Source organism: Burkholderia pyrrocinia (genome assembly GCF_018417535.1).
Classification (GTDB): domain Bacteria; phylum Pseudomonadota; class Gammaproteobacteria; order Burkholderiales; family Burkholderiaceae; genus Burkholderia; species Burkholderia pyrrocinia_E.
In genome coordinates this window covers 135,465-152,789 of record NZ_CP070977.1, presented here as the reverse complement: position 1 = coordinate 152,789, position 17,325 = coordinate 135,465, and the positions used below count along the sequence as shown (strand labels likewise).

17 protein-coding genes are annotated in these 17,325 nt (G+C 67.1%); 10 read left to right on the top strand and 7 right to left on the bottom strand.

Going from position 1 to position 17,325, the window contains the following annotated elements; translation table 11 throughout:
- Nucleotides 1-83: 83 nt before the first annotated feature.
- Both tal and JYG32_RS00730 read left to right on the top strand, forming a co-directional pair.
- On the top strand, nt 84-1,037 hold the full coding sequence (gene tal / locus JYG32_RS00735; protein ID WP_213264367.1) for a transaldolase: 954 nt from the start codon (nt 84-86) through the stop codon (nt 1,035-1,037).
- Between the two features lie 241 nt (nt 1,038-1,278).
- Nucleotides 1,279-1,731, top strand: a complete 453-nt coding sequence (locus tag JYG32_RS00730; RefSeq protein ID WP_174379979.1) for a VOC family protein — start codon at nt 1,279-1,281, stop codon at nt 1,729-1,731.
- Between the two features lie 65 nt (nt 1,732-1,796).
- Here the strand turns inward: JYG32_RS00730 and mctP are convergent, their stop codons facing one another.
- From mctP to JYG32_RS00715, 3 genes are all read right to left on the bottom strand, one after another.
- Nucleotides 1,797-3,347, bottom strand: coding sequence for a monocarboxylate uptake permease MctP (gene mctP, locus JYG32_RS00725; RefSeq protein WP_174379978.1), 1,551 nt, complete (start codon nt 3,345-3,347; stop codon nt 1,797-1,799).
- Nucleotides 3,344-3,586 carry a DUF3311 domain-containing protein gene (locus JYG32_RS00720; protein WP_047898686.1) on the bottom strand — a complete coding sequence of 81 codons (243 nt, stop codon included), beginning with the start codon at nt 3,584-3,586 and terminating at the stop codon, nt 3,344-3,346. The genes mctP and JYG32_RS00720 overlap by 4 nt, the downstream gene beginning before the upstream one ends.
- A 199-nt stretch (nt 3,587-3,785) precedes the next feature.
- Nucleotides 3,786-4,703, bottom strand: a complete 918-nt coding sequence (locus JYG32_RS00715; RefSeq protein WP_174379977.1) for a spermidine synthase — start codon at nt 4,701-4,703, stop codon at nt 3,786-3,788.
- A gap of 169 nt (nt 4,704-4,872) precedes the next feature.
- Here JYG32_RS00715 and JYG32_RS00710 point away from each other — a divergent pair, with 169 nt between their 5' ends.
- On the top strand, nt 4,873-5,151 hold the full coding sequence (locus tag JYG32_RS00710; RefSeq protein WP_213264366.1) for a YlcI/YnfO family protein: 279 nt from the start codon (nt 4,873-4,875) through the stop codon (nt 5,149-5,151).
- Nucleotides 5,152-5,193: 42 nt separating this feature from the next.
- Complete coding sequence (locus tag JYG32_RS00705; RefSeq protein WP_213264365.1) at nt 5,194-5,448, top strand: hypothetical protein; 255 nt, start codon at nt 5,194-5,196, stop codon at nt 5,446-5,448.
- Between the two features lie 41 nt (nt 5,449-5,489).
- Here the strand turns inward: JYG32_RS00705 and JYG32_RS00700 are convergent, their stop codons facing one another.
- From JYG32_RS00700 to JYG32_RS00685, 4 genes are all read right to left on the bottom strand, one after another.
- On the bottom strand, nt 5,490-5,966 hold the full coding sequence (locus JYG32_RS00700; RefSeq protein ID WP_174379974.1) for a DNA-deoxyinosine glycosylase: 477 nt from the start codon (nt 5,964-5,966) through the stop codon (nt 5,490-5,492).
- Nucleotides 5,966-6,565, bottom strand: a complete 600-nt coding sequence (locus JYG32_RS00695) for a chorismate--pyruvate lyase family protein (protein ID WP_213264364.1) — start codon at nt 6,563-6,565, stop codon at nt 5,966-5,968. Before JYG32_RS00695 ends, JYG32_RS00700 begins: the two co-directional genes overlap by 1 nt.
- Nucleotides 6,566-6,573: 8 nt before the next feature.
- Entirely contained in the window at nt 6,574-8,472 is a 1,899-nt protein-coding gene (gene htpG / locus JYG32_RS00690) for a molecular chaperone HtpG (RefSeq protein ID WP_213264363.1), read from the bottom strand.
- A gap of 161 nt (nt 8,473-8,633) precedes the next feature.
- On the bottom strand, nt 8,634-10,091 hold the full coding sequence (locus JYG32_RS00685) for a PLP-dependent aminotransferase family protein (protein ID WP_174379971.1): 1,458 nt from the start codon (nt 10,089-10,091) through the stop codon (nt 8,634-8,636).
- 230 nt (nt 10,092-10,321) lie between these two features.
- Here JYG32_RS00685 and JYG32_RS00680 point away from each other — a divergent pair, with 230 nt between their 5' ends.
- The 6 genes from JYG32_RS00680 to JYG32_RS00655 all read left to right on the top strand — a co-directional run bounded on the left by JYG32_RS00680 (nt 10,322) and on the right by JYG32_RS00655 (nt 17,261).
- Nucleotides 10,322-11,014 carry a VOC family protein gene (locus tag JYG32_RS00680; RefSeq protein ID WP_213264362.1) on the top strand — a complete coding sequence of 231 codons (693 nt, stop codon included), beginning with the start codon at nt 10,322-10,324 and terminating at the stop codon, nt 11,012-11,014.
- A 46-nt stretch (nt 11,015-11,060) separates the two neighbouring features.
- Entirely contained in the window at nt 11,061-11,969 is a 909-nt protein-coding gene (locus tag JYG32_RS00675) for a DMT family transporter (RefSeq protein ID WP_174379969.1), read from the top strand.
- Between the two features lie 152 nt (nt 11,970-12,121).
- Entirely contained in the window at nt 12,122-13,303 is a 1,182-nt protein-coding gene (locus JYG32_RS00670; protein WP_213264361.1) for a PLP-dependent aminotransferase family protein, read from the top strand.
- 45 nt (nt 13,304-13,348) lie between these two features.
- Complete coding sequence (locus tag JYG32_RS00665; RefSeq protein ID WP_034208050.1) at nt 13,349-13,807, top strand: RidA family protein; 459 nt, start codon at nt 13,349-13,351, stop codon at nt 13,805-13,807.
- Nucleotides 13,808-13,820: 13 nt separating this feature from the next.
- Nucleotides 13,821-14,702, top strand: a complete 882-nt coding sequence (locus JYG32_RS00660) for a PhzF family phenazine biosynthesis protein (protein WP_213264360.1) — start codon at nt 13,821-13,823, stop codon at nt 14,700-14,702.
- Nucleotides 14,703-14,921: 219 nt separating this feature from the next.
- Nucleotides 14,922-17,261, top strand: coding sequence for a bifunctional diguanylate cyclase/phosphodiesterase (locus JYG32_RS00655; protein ID WP_213264359.1), 2,340 nt, complete (start codon nt 14,922-14,924; stop codon nt 17,259-17,261).
- The last annotated feature ends 64 nt before the right edge of the window (nt 17,262-17,325 follow it).

Sequence of the window (17,325 nt, the reverse complement as noted above, 5' to 3'; positions counted from 1 at the left end):
GGCGCCCGGCGCCGCTTCGCTTCGCCGCCGCGCTCGCGCGGCCCGTGAGAACCCGGCGCCCCGCGCCCTTCTTTCGAATCGCCATGACTACCGCACTCGACCAGCTGAAGCAGTACACGACCGTCGTCGCCGACACGGGCGACTTCCAGCAGCTTGCGCAATACAAGCCGCAGGACGCGACCACGAACCCGTCGCTGATCCTGAAGGCCGTCCAGAAGGATGCGTACAAGCCGATCCTCGAGAAAACCGTCCGCGATCATCGCAACGAAAGCACCGATTTCATCATCGACCGCCTGCTGATCGCGTTCGGCACCGAGATCCTGCAACTGATCCCGGGCCGCGTGTCGACCGAGGTCGACGCGCGCCTGTCGTTCGACACGCAGCGCTCGATCGACAAGGGCCGCGAGCTCATCAAGCTGTACGAAGCAGCCGGCATCGGCCGCGAACGCATCCTGATCAAGCTCGCGTCGACGTGGGAAGGCATCCGTGCGGCCGAGGTGCTGCAGAAGGAAGGGATCAAGTGCAACATGACCCTGCTTTTCTCGCTCGTGCAGGCCGCCGCGTGTGCGGAAGCCGGCGCGCAACTGATCTCGCCGTTCGTCGGCCGCATCTACGACTGGTACAAGAAGCAGGCCGGCGCGGAATGGAATGAAGCAAAGGACGGCGGCGCGAACGACCCGGGCGTGCAGTCGGTGCGCCGCATCTACACGTACTACAAGACCTTCGGTTACCACACCGAAGTGATGGGCGCGAGCTTCCGCACGACCAGCCAGATCACCGAGCTTGCCGGCTGCGACCTGCTGACGATCAGTCCCGACTTGCTGCAGAAGCTGCAGGACAGCAACGAGACGGTTTCGCGCAAGCTGTCACCGGAAGCGCTGCAGGACATGCCGTCCGAGCGCGTCGCAATCGACGAGGCATCGTTCCGCTTCCAGTTGAACGACGAAGCGATGGCGACCGAGAAGCTCGCCGAAGGCATCCGCGTGTTCGCCGCCGATGCGGTGAAGCTCGAGAAGCTGATCGACGCGCTGCGCTGAAGCATGCCGCGCGTCAGCGGCTGTCAGCAACACTGACAACAGCCGTCAGCAAGCGCGCCGCAAGCGGCCGCGAACGTGATGTTCGCGGCCGTTTTTATTTTTCACGCCATCGTCAAGCACGCGCACTACAATCCACGTCACGGGTGCGCCGGCCGCCTCTCGACGTGCCCCATCCCAGTCAATCTTGCACGACGCCGGACCCGCGCCGACGCGCGAGCCAGGCTCATTACAGGAGACAACGATGCAAGTTCAACCGTACCTGACGTTCTACGGTCGCGCCGACGAAGCCCTTCAATTCTACGAAAAGGCACTCGGCGCGAAGACCATGTTCAAGATGCACTTCAGGGATGCGCCGCCGAATCCCGAACACGCGATCACGCCCGAGATGGCCGACAAGGTGATGCATGCGAGCTTCACGATCGGCGACTCGATGATCATGTGCTCGGACGGCGACTGCAGCCAGCCGGGCGGCACGCACGCCGGCTATTCGCTGTCGCTGAACCCGGCGACGGTCGAGGAAGGCCAGAAGCTGTTCAATGCGCTCGCCGACGGCGGCGAAGTGACGATGCCGTTCGGCAAGACGTTCTGGGCGCTCGGCTTCGGGATGGCGAAGGACCGTTTCGGCGTGCACTGGATGGTCAACGTCGAGGATCTGTCGCAGCGCGAGGATCTCGCGAAACGCGCACAGGGCTGACGCAAAAAAAAACACGCCCGCCACCTCGCGGTGGCGGGCGTTTTCGTTGCCGCGCATCGTCGACTTCAGCTTTCGACGACGTCGAGATAGTCCTCGGGCCGCGTGCGATCTTCCGCATGCGCCATGCCCATCACGCGCACCAGCACGCTCACCACCACCGACACCACCAGGTTCACGATCAGCGACCACACCGCCGCGTAGCCGGGAATCGCGAGGCCGAACAGGTGGATCGTGAAGATCGAACTCGCGAGCTTCAGCGACACCGCCATCCACGTGCCGCACACGATGCCGGCCGCCCAGCCGATCAGCAGGCCGCGATGGTCGAGCAGCCGCGTGTACAGGCCGAGCACGATCGCGGGCAGCGTCTGGATGATCCAGATCCCGCCGAGCAACTGCAACTGGATCGCGTAGGTCAGCGGCAGCCCGAGGATGAACGCGACCGCACCGACCTTCACGATCAGCGAAGTGAGCTTCGCGACGTGCGTCTCCTGGTCGTGCGTCATGTTGCGGTTCACGAACTCGCGGTGGATGTTGCGCGTATAGAGGTTCGCGGCCGCGATCGACATGATCGCCGCCGGCACCAGCGCGCCGATGCCGATCGCCGCGAACGCGACGCCGACGAACCACGACGGGAAATACTCGAGGAACAGCGCGGGCACCGCGAAGTTCGGGCCGAACGCCTTGAAGTACGGCGCGTACTGCGGCATGTCCTTCACGCCCGCCGCAAGCGCCATGTAGCCGAGCAGCGCGAGCAGGCCGAGCACGAACGAGTACGCGGGCAGCATCGCCATGTTGCGGCGGATCGAGTTGCCGGACGACGACGACAGGATGGCCGTGACCGAGTGCGGATACAGGAACAGCGCGAGCGCCGAGCCGATCGCGAGCGTCACGTACGCGCTGTAGCCGTTCAGGCTCGCCGCGTCCGGCGCCTTCAGCAGCAGCTTCGCGGGCGGCACGCTCGCGAAGATGTGCCCGAAGCCGCCGAGCTTCGCGGGAATCACGATGATCGCCGCGGCGATCGTGATGTAGATCAGGATGTCCTTCACGATCGCGATCATCGCGGGCGCGCGCAGCCCCGACGTGTACGTGTACGCGGCGAGGATCGCGAACGCGATGATCAGCGGCAGGTCGCCGACGAAGCCGGTCGTGTCGAAACCGAGTGCGCCGATCACCACTTCGATGCCGACGAGCTGCAGCGCGATGTACGGCATCGTCGCGAGAATGCCCGTCACCGCGATCGCGAGCGCGAGCATCCGGCTGCCGTAGCGCGCGTTGACGAAATCGGCGGCCGTCACGTAGCCGTGCCGCTTCGCGATGCTCCACAGCTTCGGGAACACCACGAACGCGAACGGATAGATCAGGATCGTGTACGGCAGCGCGAAGAAGCCCATCGCGCCGGCGCCGAACACGAGCGCGGGCACCGCGACGAACGTGTATGCCGTGTAGAGGTCGCCGCCGAGCAGGAACCACGTGACGATCGTGCCGAAGCGGCGTCCGCCGAGGCCCCATTCGTCGAGATGGGCGAGATCGCCGCGCCGCCAGTTCGCGGCCAGGAAACCGATGATCGTGACACCGATGAAGAGCAGGACGAAGACGAAGGTTGCGCCGAGGTTCATCGCGCACCTCCCTGCGGGCCGCTCGCCTTCCACGCGTTCTTGGTCTTGAAGTACACGAACGCGGTGATCACCGCGCTAATGAAGACCCACAGGAGCTGGTACCAGTAGAAGAACGGAAAGCCGAACCATTGCGGATCGACCTTGTTGTACGACGGCACCCAGACCATCGCGATCAGCGGCAGGACCAGCAGCCAGAGCCAGCGCTTCGCGGCCCGGTTGGCGTCGGCATCGTGAGCCATGACGTCTCCTCATCTTTCCCGGTTATCGATCTTGTTGAGCGGGTACGGCGGCGAGGGGAGCGGCAAAACGGGTAAGCTGCGGCTCCCCTGGCTTCGCGCCAGTATAGGAGCCGCGAGCACGCGGTCAAGCGGGGGCGAACCCGAGGTGATCCGCCCCTTGTCGCGCGGTTGCACCGGCATGCCGCCGGTGCATGAAGCGTCAGATCGCGAACGACGTGTCGCGTGCGCCGATCGTTTCTTTCAAAGCTTTCACCCACTTGCGCGCGGGCAGCTTCAGCGTGTCCTCGATCAGCTTCGCACGTGCGTCGAGCTGCGCGAACGGCACGTCGAGCGCGGGGCCCGAGAACGCGATCGCGATCCGGTTGCCGTCGTGCACTTCGGGCAGCGCGATCACGCGATGATCGAACGCCGCGTTCAGGTGCTTCATGTTGCGCACGAAGCTCGGATGATCGCCGAACAGGTTGATCGTCGCGATGCCTGCGCCGGCGAGGCAGCCGCGCACCGCGCGGTAGAACGCGACGCTGTCGAGCACGGGGCCGCGCGCGGTTGCGTCGTACAGGTCGATCTGGATCGCGCCCGTCGTGCCGCGGTTGGCCGGATCGTTGACGAAGTCCCATGCGTCGGCTTCGTGGACGGCGAGACGCGCGTCGTCGGGCGGCATCGCGAACATCGTGCGCGCGGCGACGATCACGGCCGGGTTCAGCTCGACGGCCTCGACCTTCGCGTGCGGCAGGAAGCGGTGCGAGAACTTGGTCAGCGCGCCGGTGCCGAGCCCGAGCTGGACGATCCGCTCGGGCGTTTCGAGGAACAGCAGCCACGCCATCATCTGCTGCGCGTATTCGAGCTCGATATGCAGCGGCTTCGAAATCCGCATCGCACCCTGCACCCATTCGGTGCCGAAGTGCAGGAAGCGCACGCCGCCCTCTTCGGAGAACGTGACGGGCGCGAAACGCGGCTTGCGCGGCGCTTCGAGCACGGGCACGTCGTCGTGTTCGTCGATGTCCGGGCGGCGCTTCACGCGCGGCGGCTGAAGTTTTTCGGAGCCGTTGTAGGAGGAAGGCTTGCCTTGCTTGAACGCACGCGCCTCGGCGGACGCGCGCTTGATCAGTCGGGTCATGATTGAATCTCGTTGGGTGACGCTGGATGAGCGGACGAGAGGATAGCATTGGTGCGGGGCGGGGGCAGTCGGAGACAGGACTACCGTTACGCTCCGTTGATCGTTCAGCGCGCAACCACGGTCGGCGTGAACGATAATGCATCGCAACCGTGCTGGAGGAAATTACCTGATGAAGACCGCCACCTTTCCATCCGTCCAAGTCGAGCCGGAACTGCTTGCCGCAGCCGAACGCGTCCTGGGTGACGACGAAACGCTGTCGAGCTTCATCGAGCAATCAAGTCGTGAAGGTGTCGAGCGTCGCCAGCTTCAAAGCGAGTTCATTGCACGCGGCATTGCATCCCGCGACAAGACGATGTACACGGGCCAGTATGTTTCCTCGTCCGACGTGCTCGCGCGGCTGGAACGCCGGCTCGATGCGATCCGTGATCGCCGGCGGCAAGCTCGCTGACGGAACGATCCGCGTCATAACAGTCTGACGACGAGGAACCACATGGCCTCGAACGACAAGAAGATCTGGTTTCCCGCCAAGCGCTACGGCTGGGGCTGGGGGTTGCCGGTCGCGTGGCAGGGCTGGCTCGTGCTGCTGCTGTTCGTGATCGGGATCGTTGCGAGCGCCTGGCTGCTGCCGCCGGACAAGTCACCGTTCGCGTACGGCGCCAGCATCGTGGTGCTGTCCGTTATGCTGATCGCCGTGTGCTGGATCAAGGGCGAGAAACCCGGGTGGCGATGGGGCAAGGATGATTGAGCGACGGCAGCGATGCCCCCGCCCCGGCGCTCATACCGACGTCAGCCGCGAATCCCCCGCCACTGCACCAGCTTCTGCTCGAACGACAACATCGCATTCGCCGGGCTCGACGAAGGCAGCACCAGCGTCTCGTACCCGGCCCTGCCGATCACGTCGGCAAACCGCCCTGCCGTCTTGCCGTTGAAGCACACGCGCTTGAGCAGCGGCGCATGCTCCCGCAACGAATCGAAATCGTTCGGCTCCGCGTTGCGGATCGCCGAATCGAGGCTCCCTTCGCGGTGACACGCGGCGAGCACGTCCCAGATACCGATCCCGTGCGCCAGCACGCGCTCGAGCCGCGCATCGTACGCCAGCTCGTGCAACCCGTGCTCGCCGAGCACCGTGCCGAGCAGCCGCCAGAACTGGTTGCGCGGATGCGCGTAGTACTGCGCGGCATCGAGCGATGCCTCGCCCGGAAAGCTGCCGAGGATCATCGTATGCGTATTCGGCCCGACCACCGGCCCGAAGCCCTGCAGCATCACGCGTCTCCGCTCGGGCCAGCCGGCCGCGGCCCGTCGCCGTGCTCGGCGAGATGGCGCCACAACGCCGGCAGCATGCACTCGGTGACCATCAGCGGTTTGCCGTGACGCTGGAACACCGAGCGCCGCGCGGCAAACGTGTGCGGCGCTCGCGCGCCTGCGCCGAGCGCATGGCTCGCGAGCGCATACAGCGGATGGCCTGCGATCACGCGCCGGCTGACGAGCGCCGAACGCTCGACCTGCGGATCGCTGTACAGCAGCTCCGCGAGCGGCCGCGTGCGCAACCGCCGCATTGCCTGCCACACGCCCTTGCTGGCAGCGAGCGGCGCGATGCTGTGCGCGGCGACGTACGGCGTACCGTCGACCAACAGGATCACCTCGCGCACCCACATCGGCGCGCGCGGCGCACTGGCGAGCGCGTCGGGCTCGTCGAACCACGCGCAGTCGACGGCCTCGCGCGTCACGCGCACGTTCACGCGGCCGAGCCGCGCGAGATGCGCGGTCAGCGATCCGCCGCGCGTCAGCCAGTCGCGCTGGTCGAGCGTGCAGCCAGGCCGCGGCGTCTCGCGCCAGCCGGCCTGGCCGCCGTCGAATCGCATGCGCACGTTCACGCGGCGCGCGACAGCAGCAGCGCGTTGGTCCGCTTCACGAAGCTCGCCGGATCGTCGAGCATGCCGCCTTCGGCCAGCAATGCCTGGTCGAACAGCAGATGGCACCAGTCGCCGAAATCGGCGCCGTCGGCGTTCAGTTGCTTCACGAGCGCATGCTCGGGGTTGATCTCGAGGATCGGCTGCATCGCCGGCGCGTTCTGGCCGGCCGCCTTCAGCATCCGCTGCAGGTAGCCGCTCATGTCGTTGTCGTCCGCGACGAGGCACGACGGCGAATCGGTCAGGCGGAACGTGACGCGCACTTCCTTCACCTTGTCGCCGAGCGCCGACTTCATCTTCTCGACGACGGGCTTGATTGCCTCGCCCGCTTGTTCCTGCGCCTTCTTCTCTTCGTCGTTCAGCTCGCCGAGATCGAGGTCGCCGCGCGCAACGCTCGCGAGCGGCTTGCCGTCGAATTCCTGCAGGAACGACAGCATCCACTCGTCGACGCGATCGGTCAGCAGCAGCACCTCGACACCCTTCTTGCGGAACACCTCGAGATGCGGGCTGTTCTTCGCGGCCTGCCATGCGTCGGCCGTCACATAGTAGATCTTGCTCTGCTCGGGCTTCATGCGCGACACGTAGTCGGCGAGCGACACGTCCTGCGCGTCGGTGTCGCCGTGCGTCGACGCGAAGCGCAGCAGCTTCGCGATGCGCTCGCGGTTCGCGTGGTCTTCGCCGAGGCCTTCCTTCAGCACCTGGCCGAACGCGCCCCAGAACGTCTTGTACTTCTCCTTGCCGGCATCCTCGTCCGCGTTCGCGAGCTCTTCGAGCATCGATAGCGCGCGCTTCGTCACGCCTTCGCGGATCGCCTTCACGTCGCGGCTTTCCTGCAGGATCTCGCGCGACACGTTCAGCGGCAGGTCGGCCGAATCGACGACGCCCTTCACGAAGCGCAGGTATTGCGGCAGCAGCTGCTCGGCGTCGTCCATGATGAACACGCGCTTCACGTACAGCTTCAGGCCGCCGCGGTAGTCGCGGTTCCACAGGTCGAACGGCGCATGCGACGGCACGAACAGCAGTTGCGTGTATTCGCTGCGGCCCTCGACGCGGTTATGCGTCCACGTGAGCGGATCCTGGTGGTCGTGCGCGATGTGCTGGTAGAACTGCGTGTACTGCTCGTCGGTGATGTCGCCCTTCGAACGCGTCCACAGCGCGCTCGCCTGGTTGACGGTCTCGTCCTCGTCCTTCAGGACCATCGCGCCCTTTTCCTGATCCCATTCTTCCTTCTGCATCAGGATCGGCAGCGCGATATGGTCGGAGTACTTCTGGATGATCGACTGCAGGCGGTGCGACGACAGCAGCTCGTCCTCGCCTTCGCGCAGGTGCAGCGTGATCGTCGTGCCGCGCTGCGCGCGTTCGATCGCGTCGATCGTGAAATCGCCCTCGCCCGCGCTTTCCCAGCGCACGGCTTCGTTCGCCGGCAGGCCCGCGCGGCGCGTCTCGACGGTGATCTTGTCCGCGACGATGAAGCCCGAGTAGAAGCCGACGCCGAACTGGCCGATCAGCGCCGCATCCTTCTGCTGGTCGCCGGACAGCTTCGTGAAGAATTCCTTGGTGCCCGAACGCGCGATCGTGCCGAGGTTCGCGATCGCCTCGTCGCGGCTCATGCCGATGCCGTTGTCGTCGATCGTGATCGTGCGCGCGGCCTTGTCGTAGCCGATGCGGATCCGCAGGTTCGGATCGTTTTCGTACAGCGCGTTGTCCGCGAGCCCCTCGAAACGCAGCTTGTCGGCCGCATCGGACGCGTTCGACACCAGTTCGCGCAGGAAGATTTCCTTGTTGCTGTAGAGCGAATGGATCATCAGGTGGAGGAGTTGCTTGACCTCTGCCTGAAAGCTCATCGTTTCGTGTGCCATGGATGCTGTTTCCTCTTACTTGAGCGGGTGAAATGGTGTCGCGCAGGCGCCCGGCGCGCGCTGCCGGCAAGCCCGTGAAGGACGACCGCCTGGCGCGAGCGGTTTGCGCGCGTATCTTGGGACGGCGCGCGTGATTTCAAGGGGCGGCGTGCCGCGCCGCGTCACGACGCGCGCCGCACGGCCGAGTCGATATAGCCTGCCAGCAACCCCGGCAGCGCCGGATCGCCGCAGTTCGCGACGTTGAAGCGCATCCACGTCGACGGCGATTGCTGCGGCGAAAACAGGCTGCCCGGCGTCAGCAGAAAGCCGGCCTCGTGCGCGACCGCCGCGAGCGCGTCCGAATCGACGCCCGTGTCGGCCCACAGGAACATCCCGGCCGCCGGCATCGTGAAGAGCCCCAGCCCCGTGCGTTCGAGCATCCGCGCGGTCTTGTCGCGCACGCCGTCGAGCCGCGCGCGCAGCCGCTCGACATGGCGCCGGTAATGCCCTTCGGTCAGGATCTTGTAAAGCACGCGTTCGTTGAGCTCGGGCGTCGTCATCCCGACCAGCATCTTCTGGTCGGTGACCGCCTTCGCGATCTCCGGCGCGCACGCGACGTAGCCGACCCGCAGGTTCGCCGCGAGCGTCTTCGAATAGCTGCCGAGGTAGATCACGCGCTTCAACTGGTCGAGGCTCGCGAGGCGCGTGGCCGGATAGCTCGGCGGACACAGGTCGCCGTACACGTCGTCCTCGACGACGAGGAAGTCGTACGCCTCCGCGAGCTTCAGGATCCGGAACGCCTGCGCAGCCGACAGCGACGTGCCGGTCGGGTTCTGCAGCACCGAGTTGATCACGAGCATCTTCGGCCGCCACATCTGCACGAGCGTCTCGAGCGCATCGAGATCGGGGCCGTCCGGCGTGTACGGCATCCCGACGAGCTGCGCGCCCTGCGACGCGAAGCGGCCGAACATCTGGAACCACGCGGGATCGCCGACGATCACCGCATCGCCGGGCCGCACGTAGATCCGCGAGATCAGGTCGATCGCCTGCGTGATCCCCGACACGAGCACGAGCTGGTCGGGCGTCGCGCCGATCTCGACCTCGGCCAGGCGCGTCTGCAGTTGCTGGCGCAGCGGCAGGAAGCCCTGCGCGGTGCCGAAGCCGAGCATCTGCGCGCCGGACTGGCGCCCGAGCGCGCGCAGCGCGCCGGTGATCAGCTCGCCGTCGAGCCAGCGGCCCGGCAGGTAGCCGAGACCGGGCCCCTTTTCCGGGCTGACCGTGTGCAGCATGTTGCGCAGCAGCCAGACGACGTCGATCGTGTTGTGCACGGGCGCGGCTTCGGACACGCGCGCCACGTTGTCGGCCGGCTGCGGGCCGGCCGTGCGTTCGCGCACGTAGAAGCCCGAGCCGCGCCGCGAGTCGAGGTAACCCTGCGCGACTAGGCGCTCGTATGCCTCGACGACGGTAAAGCGCGACACGCTCTTGTCGAGCGCGAGCTTGCGGATCGACGGCATCCGCATGCCGGGACGGAACACGCGTTCGTCGATGCGCCGCCGGGCCCACTGGACAAGCTGGTCGACGAGCGTGAGCGTGGCCGTATCGTGCGGCGCGGGAATCTGGGCGAGTGGAACGGTGGACATGGGCGGCAGCTCCAACTGTACCGAAGGCTATCGCGCCGATTGTACCGTTACTGTGCCGGTGCCGACGATTACAGTTGACCGCAATGGCGACCGTGCGGCCGCCGTTCCGGCCCCGCCGCACCGGGAGCCGCGCCGGCCGGCCTCGTCCGCGGCCCATGCGCCGGCCGGTCCAGCAACCGCCCGGCGCATCGCCCGCCTACCATGACACTTTCGCTTCCCGACCGACGTTCATGCCAGCCCGCTCCCTGACACTCGACCATCTCGTGATCGCCGCACGCACGCTCGACGACGGCGTGCGCCATGTCGCCGACGCGCTCGGCATCGAACCGGCCGGCGGCGGCCGCCCCCCGCTGATGCGGACCCACAATGCGCTGTTCGGCGCATGGGGCGGGCTCTACCTCGAAGTGATCGCGATCGACCCCGACGCCCCCGCCCCGGACGACGGCGCAGCGCCGCCGCGCGCGCGGCTGTTCGCGCTCGACGATCCGGCGATGCACGCCCGGCTCGCGCAGGGCCCGTTTCTCGCGCACTGGGTCGCGCGCGTCGACCGCCCGCGCCAGCTCGCGCTGTGGCAAAGCCAGTACCCGGCCCGCATCCCGCCCGTCGTCGCGATGCGGCGCGGCGACCTGACCTGGGGCCTCACGGTGCCCGACGACGGCGCGTTCCCCGCGTGGCAGGGTTCGGGAGACGGCCTCGTGCCGTCGCTGATCCAGTGGGACAGCCCGCACCACCCGGCCGAATCGCTGCCGCAAGACGGCGTCGCGCTGAAAGCGCTCAAGGGCAGCCACCCGCGTGCGGACGCGGTCCGCGAGCAACTCGACTGGCTCGGCGCCGCACATCTGCTCGAACTCGAAACCGGCGACGGCCCGCCCGCGCTGGTCGCCGAATTCGACACGCCGCAGGGCGCGCGCACGCTGCGCTGAACACCCGTCGATTACAACCACCCTGCAATACGGAGACACCCACGACATGAATTCGCGCGAAACCCGGGGCATGCTGCTCGGCCTGATCGGTGTGATGATCTTCAGCCTGACGCTGCCGATGACGCGTATCGTCGTGTCCGAACTCAATCCGCTGCTCAACGGGCTCGGCCGCGCGCTCGCCGCCGCCGTGCCGGCCGGCCTGCTGCTGTGGTGGCGCCGCGAGCCGCTGCCGACCCGCGCGCAACTGAAAAGCCTCGCGATCACGTCGGCCGGCGTGATCATCGCGTATCCGGTGTTTTCCGCATGGGCGATGAAATCCGTGCCGGCGTCCCACGGCGCGGTCGTCAACGGGCTGCAGCCGCTGTTCGTCGCGCTGTACGCGGCATGGCTGTCGCACGAGCGGCCATCGAAGGCGTTCTGGGCCAGCGCGCTGGCCGGCAGCGCGCTCGTGATCGCGTTCGCGCTGCGCGACGGCGGCGGCACCGTGCAGGCCGGCGACGCGCTGATGCTCGTCGCGGTCGGCATCGGCGCGCTCGGTTATGCGGAAGGCGCGCGCCTCGCGCGCCAGATCGGCGGCTGGCAGGTGATCTGCTGGGCGCTCGTCGTGTCCGCGCCGTTCCTCGTGCTGCCGGTCGGCTGGCTCGCGTGGATGCAGCATGCCGCGCATCCGGGCCCGCTCGCGCTGCGCACGTGGCTCGCATTCGGCTACGTGACCCTCTTTTCGCAATTCATCGGCTTTTTCGCATGGTATGCAGGGCTCGCGATGGGCGGCATCGCGCGCGTCGGCCAGGTGCAACTGCTGCAGATTTTCTTCACGATTGCATTTTCCGCGCTGCTGTTCGGCGAGACGGTCACGCCGTCGACGTGGCTGTTCGCGGCCGCCGTGATCGCCACCGTGGTGCTCGGGCGCCGCTCGGCGGTCGCCACCGCCGCGCAACCGGCTCGCGCCGGCTGAACAGGTGCGCCATAATGATCGTTTTGCCTGATCGGTTTTGCCCACCCGGCCGCGAAGGCTCGACCGCGCTCGCGCATGCCCACCCGGCAGCGTCGAAGCGATCCGCCCGAACGACCTTTCTTGACTGACCACGATATCCGAACGAGGAGACTATGAATCCGAGCGACCTGCATCCGCCGCACTGGCAGCTTTCCGAACGCGCCCGCAAGCTCACGAGCTCTGCGATCCGCGAGATCCTGAAGGTCACGGAACGCCCCGAGGTCATCTCGTTCGCCGGCGGCCTGCCCGCCCCCGCGACGTTCCCGGCCGAGCGCATGCGCGCCGCCGCCGACCGCGTGCTGCGCGACGCGCCGGCTGCCGCGCTCCAGTACAGCGCGACCGAAGGCTACCTGCCGCTGCGCGAGTGGATCGCCGAGCGTTACAGCGTGCGCGTGTCGCAGGTGCTGATCACGACCGGCTCGCAGCAGGCGCTCGACCTGCTCGGCAAGGCGCTTATCGATCCGGGCAGCCCGATCCTCGTCGAAACGCCGACCTACCTCGGCGCGCTGCAGTCGTTCTCGCTGTACGAGCCGCGCTACGTGCAGGTGCCGACCGACGAGCAGGGCCTGCTGCCGGCAGGCCTCACGCCCGAACTCACGCAAGGCGCGCGCCTCCTGTACGCGCAGCCGAACTTCCAGAACCCGACCGGCCGCCGCCTGCCCGTCGAGCGCCGCCGCGCGCTCGCCGCGTTCGCGCAGTCGAGCCCGTTCCCGGTGCTGGAAGACGATCCGTACGGCGCGCTGAACTACCGCGGCGAGCCGCTGCCGACGATGCTGTCGATGGCGCCCGACCACGTCGTGCACCTCGGCACGTTCTCGAAGGTGCTCGCACCGGGCCTGCGGATCGGCTACATCATTGCCCCCGAGGAACTCCACTTCAAGCTCGTGCAGGCCAAGCAGGCCACCGACCTGCACACGCCGACGCTCACGCAGCGCATCGCGCACGAAGTGATCAAGGACGGCTTCCTCGACGAGCACATCCCGACGATCCGCGAGCTGTACAGCGCGCAATGCGACGCGATGCTCGGCGCGCTCGCGCGCCACATGCCGGAAGGCGTCACGTGGAACCGACCGGAAGGCGGGATGTTCATCTGGGTGAACCTGCCCGCGCAGATCGACAGCATGAAGCTGCTCGCCGCGGCCGTCGACAACCACGTCGCCTTCGTGCCGGGCGCGCCGTTCTTCGCGGACAACGCGCAGCAGAATACGCTGCGCCTGTCGTTCGTCACGGTGCCGCCCGAGAAGATCGAGGAAGGCGTGGCTCGCCTCGGCAAGCTGCTGCGCGAGCGCCTCTGATCGCCCCCCTTTTCCTGTCACGACTCTCTACGAGGATTCGAACGCATGGCTAACGTCTACGACAAACTGAAGTCGCTCGGCATCGAGCTCCCGACCGCCGGCGCACCGGCCGCCGCCTACGTGATGAGCGCGCAAAGCGGCAACACGGTCTACCTGTCGGGCCACATCGCGAAGAAGGACGGCAAGGTCTGGGCCGGCAAGCTCGGCGCGGATCTGCAGACGGAAGACGGCAAGGCGGCCGCACGCTCGATCGCGATCGACCTGCTCGCGACGCTGCACGCGCACACCGGCGACCTGAACAAGGTCACGCGCATCGTCAAGCTGATGAGCCTCGTCAACTCGACGCTCGACTTCACCGAACAGCACATCGTGACGAACGGCGCGTCGGAGCTGATCGCCGAAGTATTCGGCGATGCGGGCAAGCATGCACGCTCGGCCTTCGGCGTCGCGCAGATCCCGCTCGGCGCGTGCGTCGAGATCGAACTGATCGCCGAAGTCGCGTAACAGGCGGATCGCGATGCCAGGTCGTCTCGTCCGCTTCAAGCAGGTCGACGTATTCACGTCGGTGCCGTTCAAGGGCAACCCGCTCGCCGTGGTGTTCGACGCCGATTCGCTCGGCGACGACGCCATGCTCGCGATCGCCCGCTGGACGAACCTGTCGGAAACGACATTCGTCTGCACGCCGACCGACCCGGAAGCCGACTACCGCGTGCGGATCTTCACGCCGGCCGGCGAACTGCCGTTCGCCGGCCACCCGACGCTCGGCACCGCGCACGCGTTCCTCGAAAGCGGCGCGCGGCCGCGTACGCCGGGCCGGCTGATCCAGCAATGCGGGGTCGGCCGGGTTGCGCTGCGCGAGCAGGCCGACGGCTGGGCGTTCGCCGCGCCGCCGGCACGCGTCACGCCGCTCGACCGTTCCGACTACGCGGCGCTGGCTGCCGCGCTGCGCAGCGATGCGATCGATACGGATGCCGAGCCGTGCGCGGTCGACAACGGCGCGCCGTGGCTCGTCGTGCGGCTGACGTCGGCCGACGCCTGCATCGGCCTGTCGCCCGATCCGGCCGCGCTGGAGGCGATCACGCACCGCTACGGCACGGACGGCCTCGCGGTCTACGCGCCGCACGCCGAAGGCGGCCCCGCGACGTTCGAAATCCGCTGCCTGATGACGGGCGGCAACTTCGGCGTCGGCGAAGATCCCGTCACCGGCAGCGCGAACGCGGCGCTGGCCGGGCTGCTGACGCGGCAGGAGCGCCGCCCCGGCAGGTCGTACACGGCCCGCCAGGGTACGGCGATCGGCCGCGACGGCCGCATCTTCGTCAGCTACGACGAAGACGGCACGACGTGGATCGGCGGCCACGCCGTCACGGTCGTCGACGGCACGTTCCGGTCCCCTGTCTGACATTTCGCGATGTGCGATGGCGCCGGCCCGTCCGGCGCCCCCCTACGGTTCGCCCAACTATCGCAAAAACGTTCCAGCCAGTAATATCGGGCCTAATCCGTTGTTTCCGAGGTCTGTCCATGGTTGCGCATCCCGCGAACGAACAGACGCCGGGGCGACCCTAACCCTAGCAGGCCATCCAGACGGATGGTGCACGCGAGCAGGACGCCACCCTCTTCGATGAGCTCCGCCCGGTCCAACCCTACGCCGCCGACCCGGCCGCTACGCGCGCCGCGCAAATCGCGCCGGCGTGCGCTGTTCGCCATCCCGCTGCTCGGGATGCTGGCGCTTGCGCTGCTGTGGGCCGTGATCGTCGCGCGGCTGTCGGTCGAGAAAGACAGCGCATACAAGGAAGCGGCGGCGTCCGCGGCGATCCTGTCCTCCGCGCTCGAGCAGCATACGGTCAAGGCGATCCACCAGGTCGACCAGATCACCCGCTTCGTCAAGTTCGAGTTCGAGAAGTCGCCCGGGCGCTTCAATCTCGCGAGCGCCGTCGAGAAAGGCGTCGTGCCGAGCGATACGCTGATCCAGGTATCGCTCGTCAACGCGAAGGGCATCCTGTTCGCGAACACGGCCGAGCTTCATCCGCAGCCGATCAACCTGTCCGATCGCGAGCACTTCAAGGTCCACCTCGCGCACAACGACGACCGCCTCTATATCAGCAAGCCCGTGCTCGGCCGCGTGTCGAGCCACTGGACGCTGCAGATGACGCGGCGCCTGAACAACCCGAACGGCAGCTTCGCGGGCATCGTCGTCGTGTCGGAAGACCCGAGCTACTTCACGAACGACTTCTACAACAACGCGGCGATCGGCAAGGAAGGCGTGATCGCGGTCGTGTCCGACACGGGCGCGGTGCTCGCACGGCGCACGGGTTCGCTCAGCAACGCGCCGGGCGCGTTTTCGGCATCGGGCGTCTACCCGATCGCCGAGCGCGTGACGGGCACGATCATCGACCCGATCGACGGCGTGACGCGCATCGTGTCGTACCGCCACCTCGACGGCTATCCGCTCGCGGTGATGGTCGGGCTGTCGCAATCCGAGGAATTCGCGGACTACTACCACACGCGCAACGTCTACCTGTTGATGACGAGCTTCATCACGCTCGCGATGCTCGCGTTCTTCGGCGTCGCGACGGGCCTGATCGGCAAGCTGCTCGGTCGCGAGCGCGAGATGACGCAGCTCGCGGAATTCGACCTGCTCACCGGTCTCGCGAACCGCTATGCGACGCTGCGCGGGCTGCGCAATGACGTGGCGATGCCGGCGAGCCTGTCGCGGCTTGGCCTGCTGTTCATCGATCTCGACAACTTCAAGACCGTCAACGACACGCTCGGCCACAACGCCGGCGACATCGTGCTGCAGATGACCGCGTCGCGCCTGTCCGAAGCGGTCGGCGACGAAGGCTCGCTCGCGCGCATCGGCGGCGACGAGTTCGTCGTCGTGATGAAAGGCGACGACGTCGAGCGGCGCGCGGTGCGGCTCGCGGAAGCGATCATCCGGATGTTCGGCGAACCGTTCGACGTGCGCGGCAGTTCGTTCGTGCTGCATGCGAGCATCGGCATCGCGCTGCACACCGTCGCGAACGAAAGCGAGATCGACCTGCTGAAGAAGGCCGACCTCGCGATGTACAGCGCGAAGGACGCCGGCAAGAACTGCTACCAGTTCTATGCGCCGCACCTGTCGCACCGTGCCGACCACCTGATGCGCTGGGAACAGCAATTGCGCGTCGCGCTTGCCGAGGGGCAGTTGTTCCTCGCGTACCAGCCGAAGATCGACCTCACGCACCGCACCATCACCGGCTTCGAGGCGCTTGCGCGCTGGGATCACCCCGAGCACGGGATCATCTCCGCGAACGAATTCATTTCGATCGCCGAATCGACGGGCCTGATCGTGCCGATCGGCGACTTCGTGATCCGCACCGCATGCGAGCAGATCGCGCGCTGGCGCGACGAGGGCCACGACACGCTGACGCTCGCGGTCAACATCTCTCCCGTGCAGTTCTGGCGCGGCGACCTGATCGAGACGATCTCGCGCACGCTGCAGGACACCGGCATCGACGCGAACCGGCTCGAGCTCGAGATCACCGAAACCGCGATGATGGAATATCCGGAACTCGTGTCCGAGAAGATCGTCGCGCTGAAGAAGCTCGGCATCCGGATCGCCCTCGACGATTTCGGTACCGGCTATTCGTCGCTGTCGTACCTGCACCGCTTCTCCGTCGACACGCTGAAGGTCGACCGCTCGTTCGTGCAGGCGATCCCGAACGATCGCAGCGTGTGCGTGATGGTGTCGTCGATCGTGCATCTCGCGCGCTCGCTCGGCCTGACCGTCGTCGTCGAAGGCACGGAAACGGAAGAGCAGATCACGTGGCTGTCCGCGCTCGGCGAGATCGAGGCGCAGGGCTACCTGTTCTCGCGCCCGGTGCCGGCCGACGCGATTCCCGCGCTGATCGCGCGCTTCGGCGTGCGCGGCGATCATCCGAACGTCATCGCGCACCGCGCGACGGGCAGCAGCGGCGCCTGAGCGCACCGCGTCTACGGTCGTGACATGCGTTGCGCGCCGCCGCAATTATTTCGTTTTCCGATCC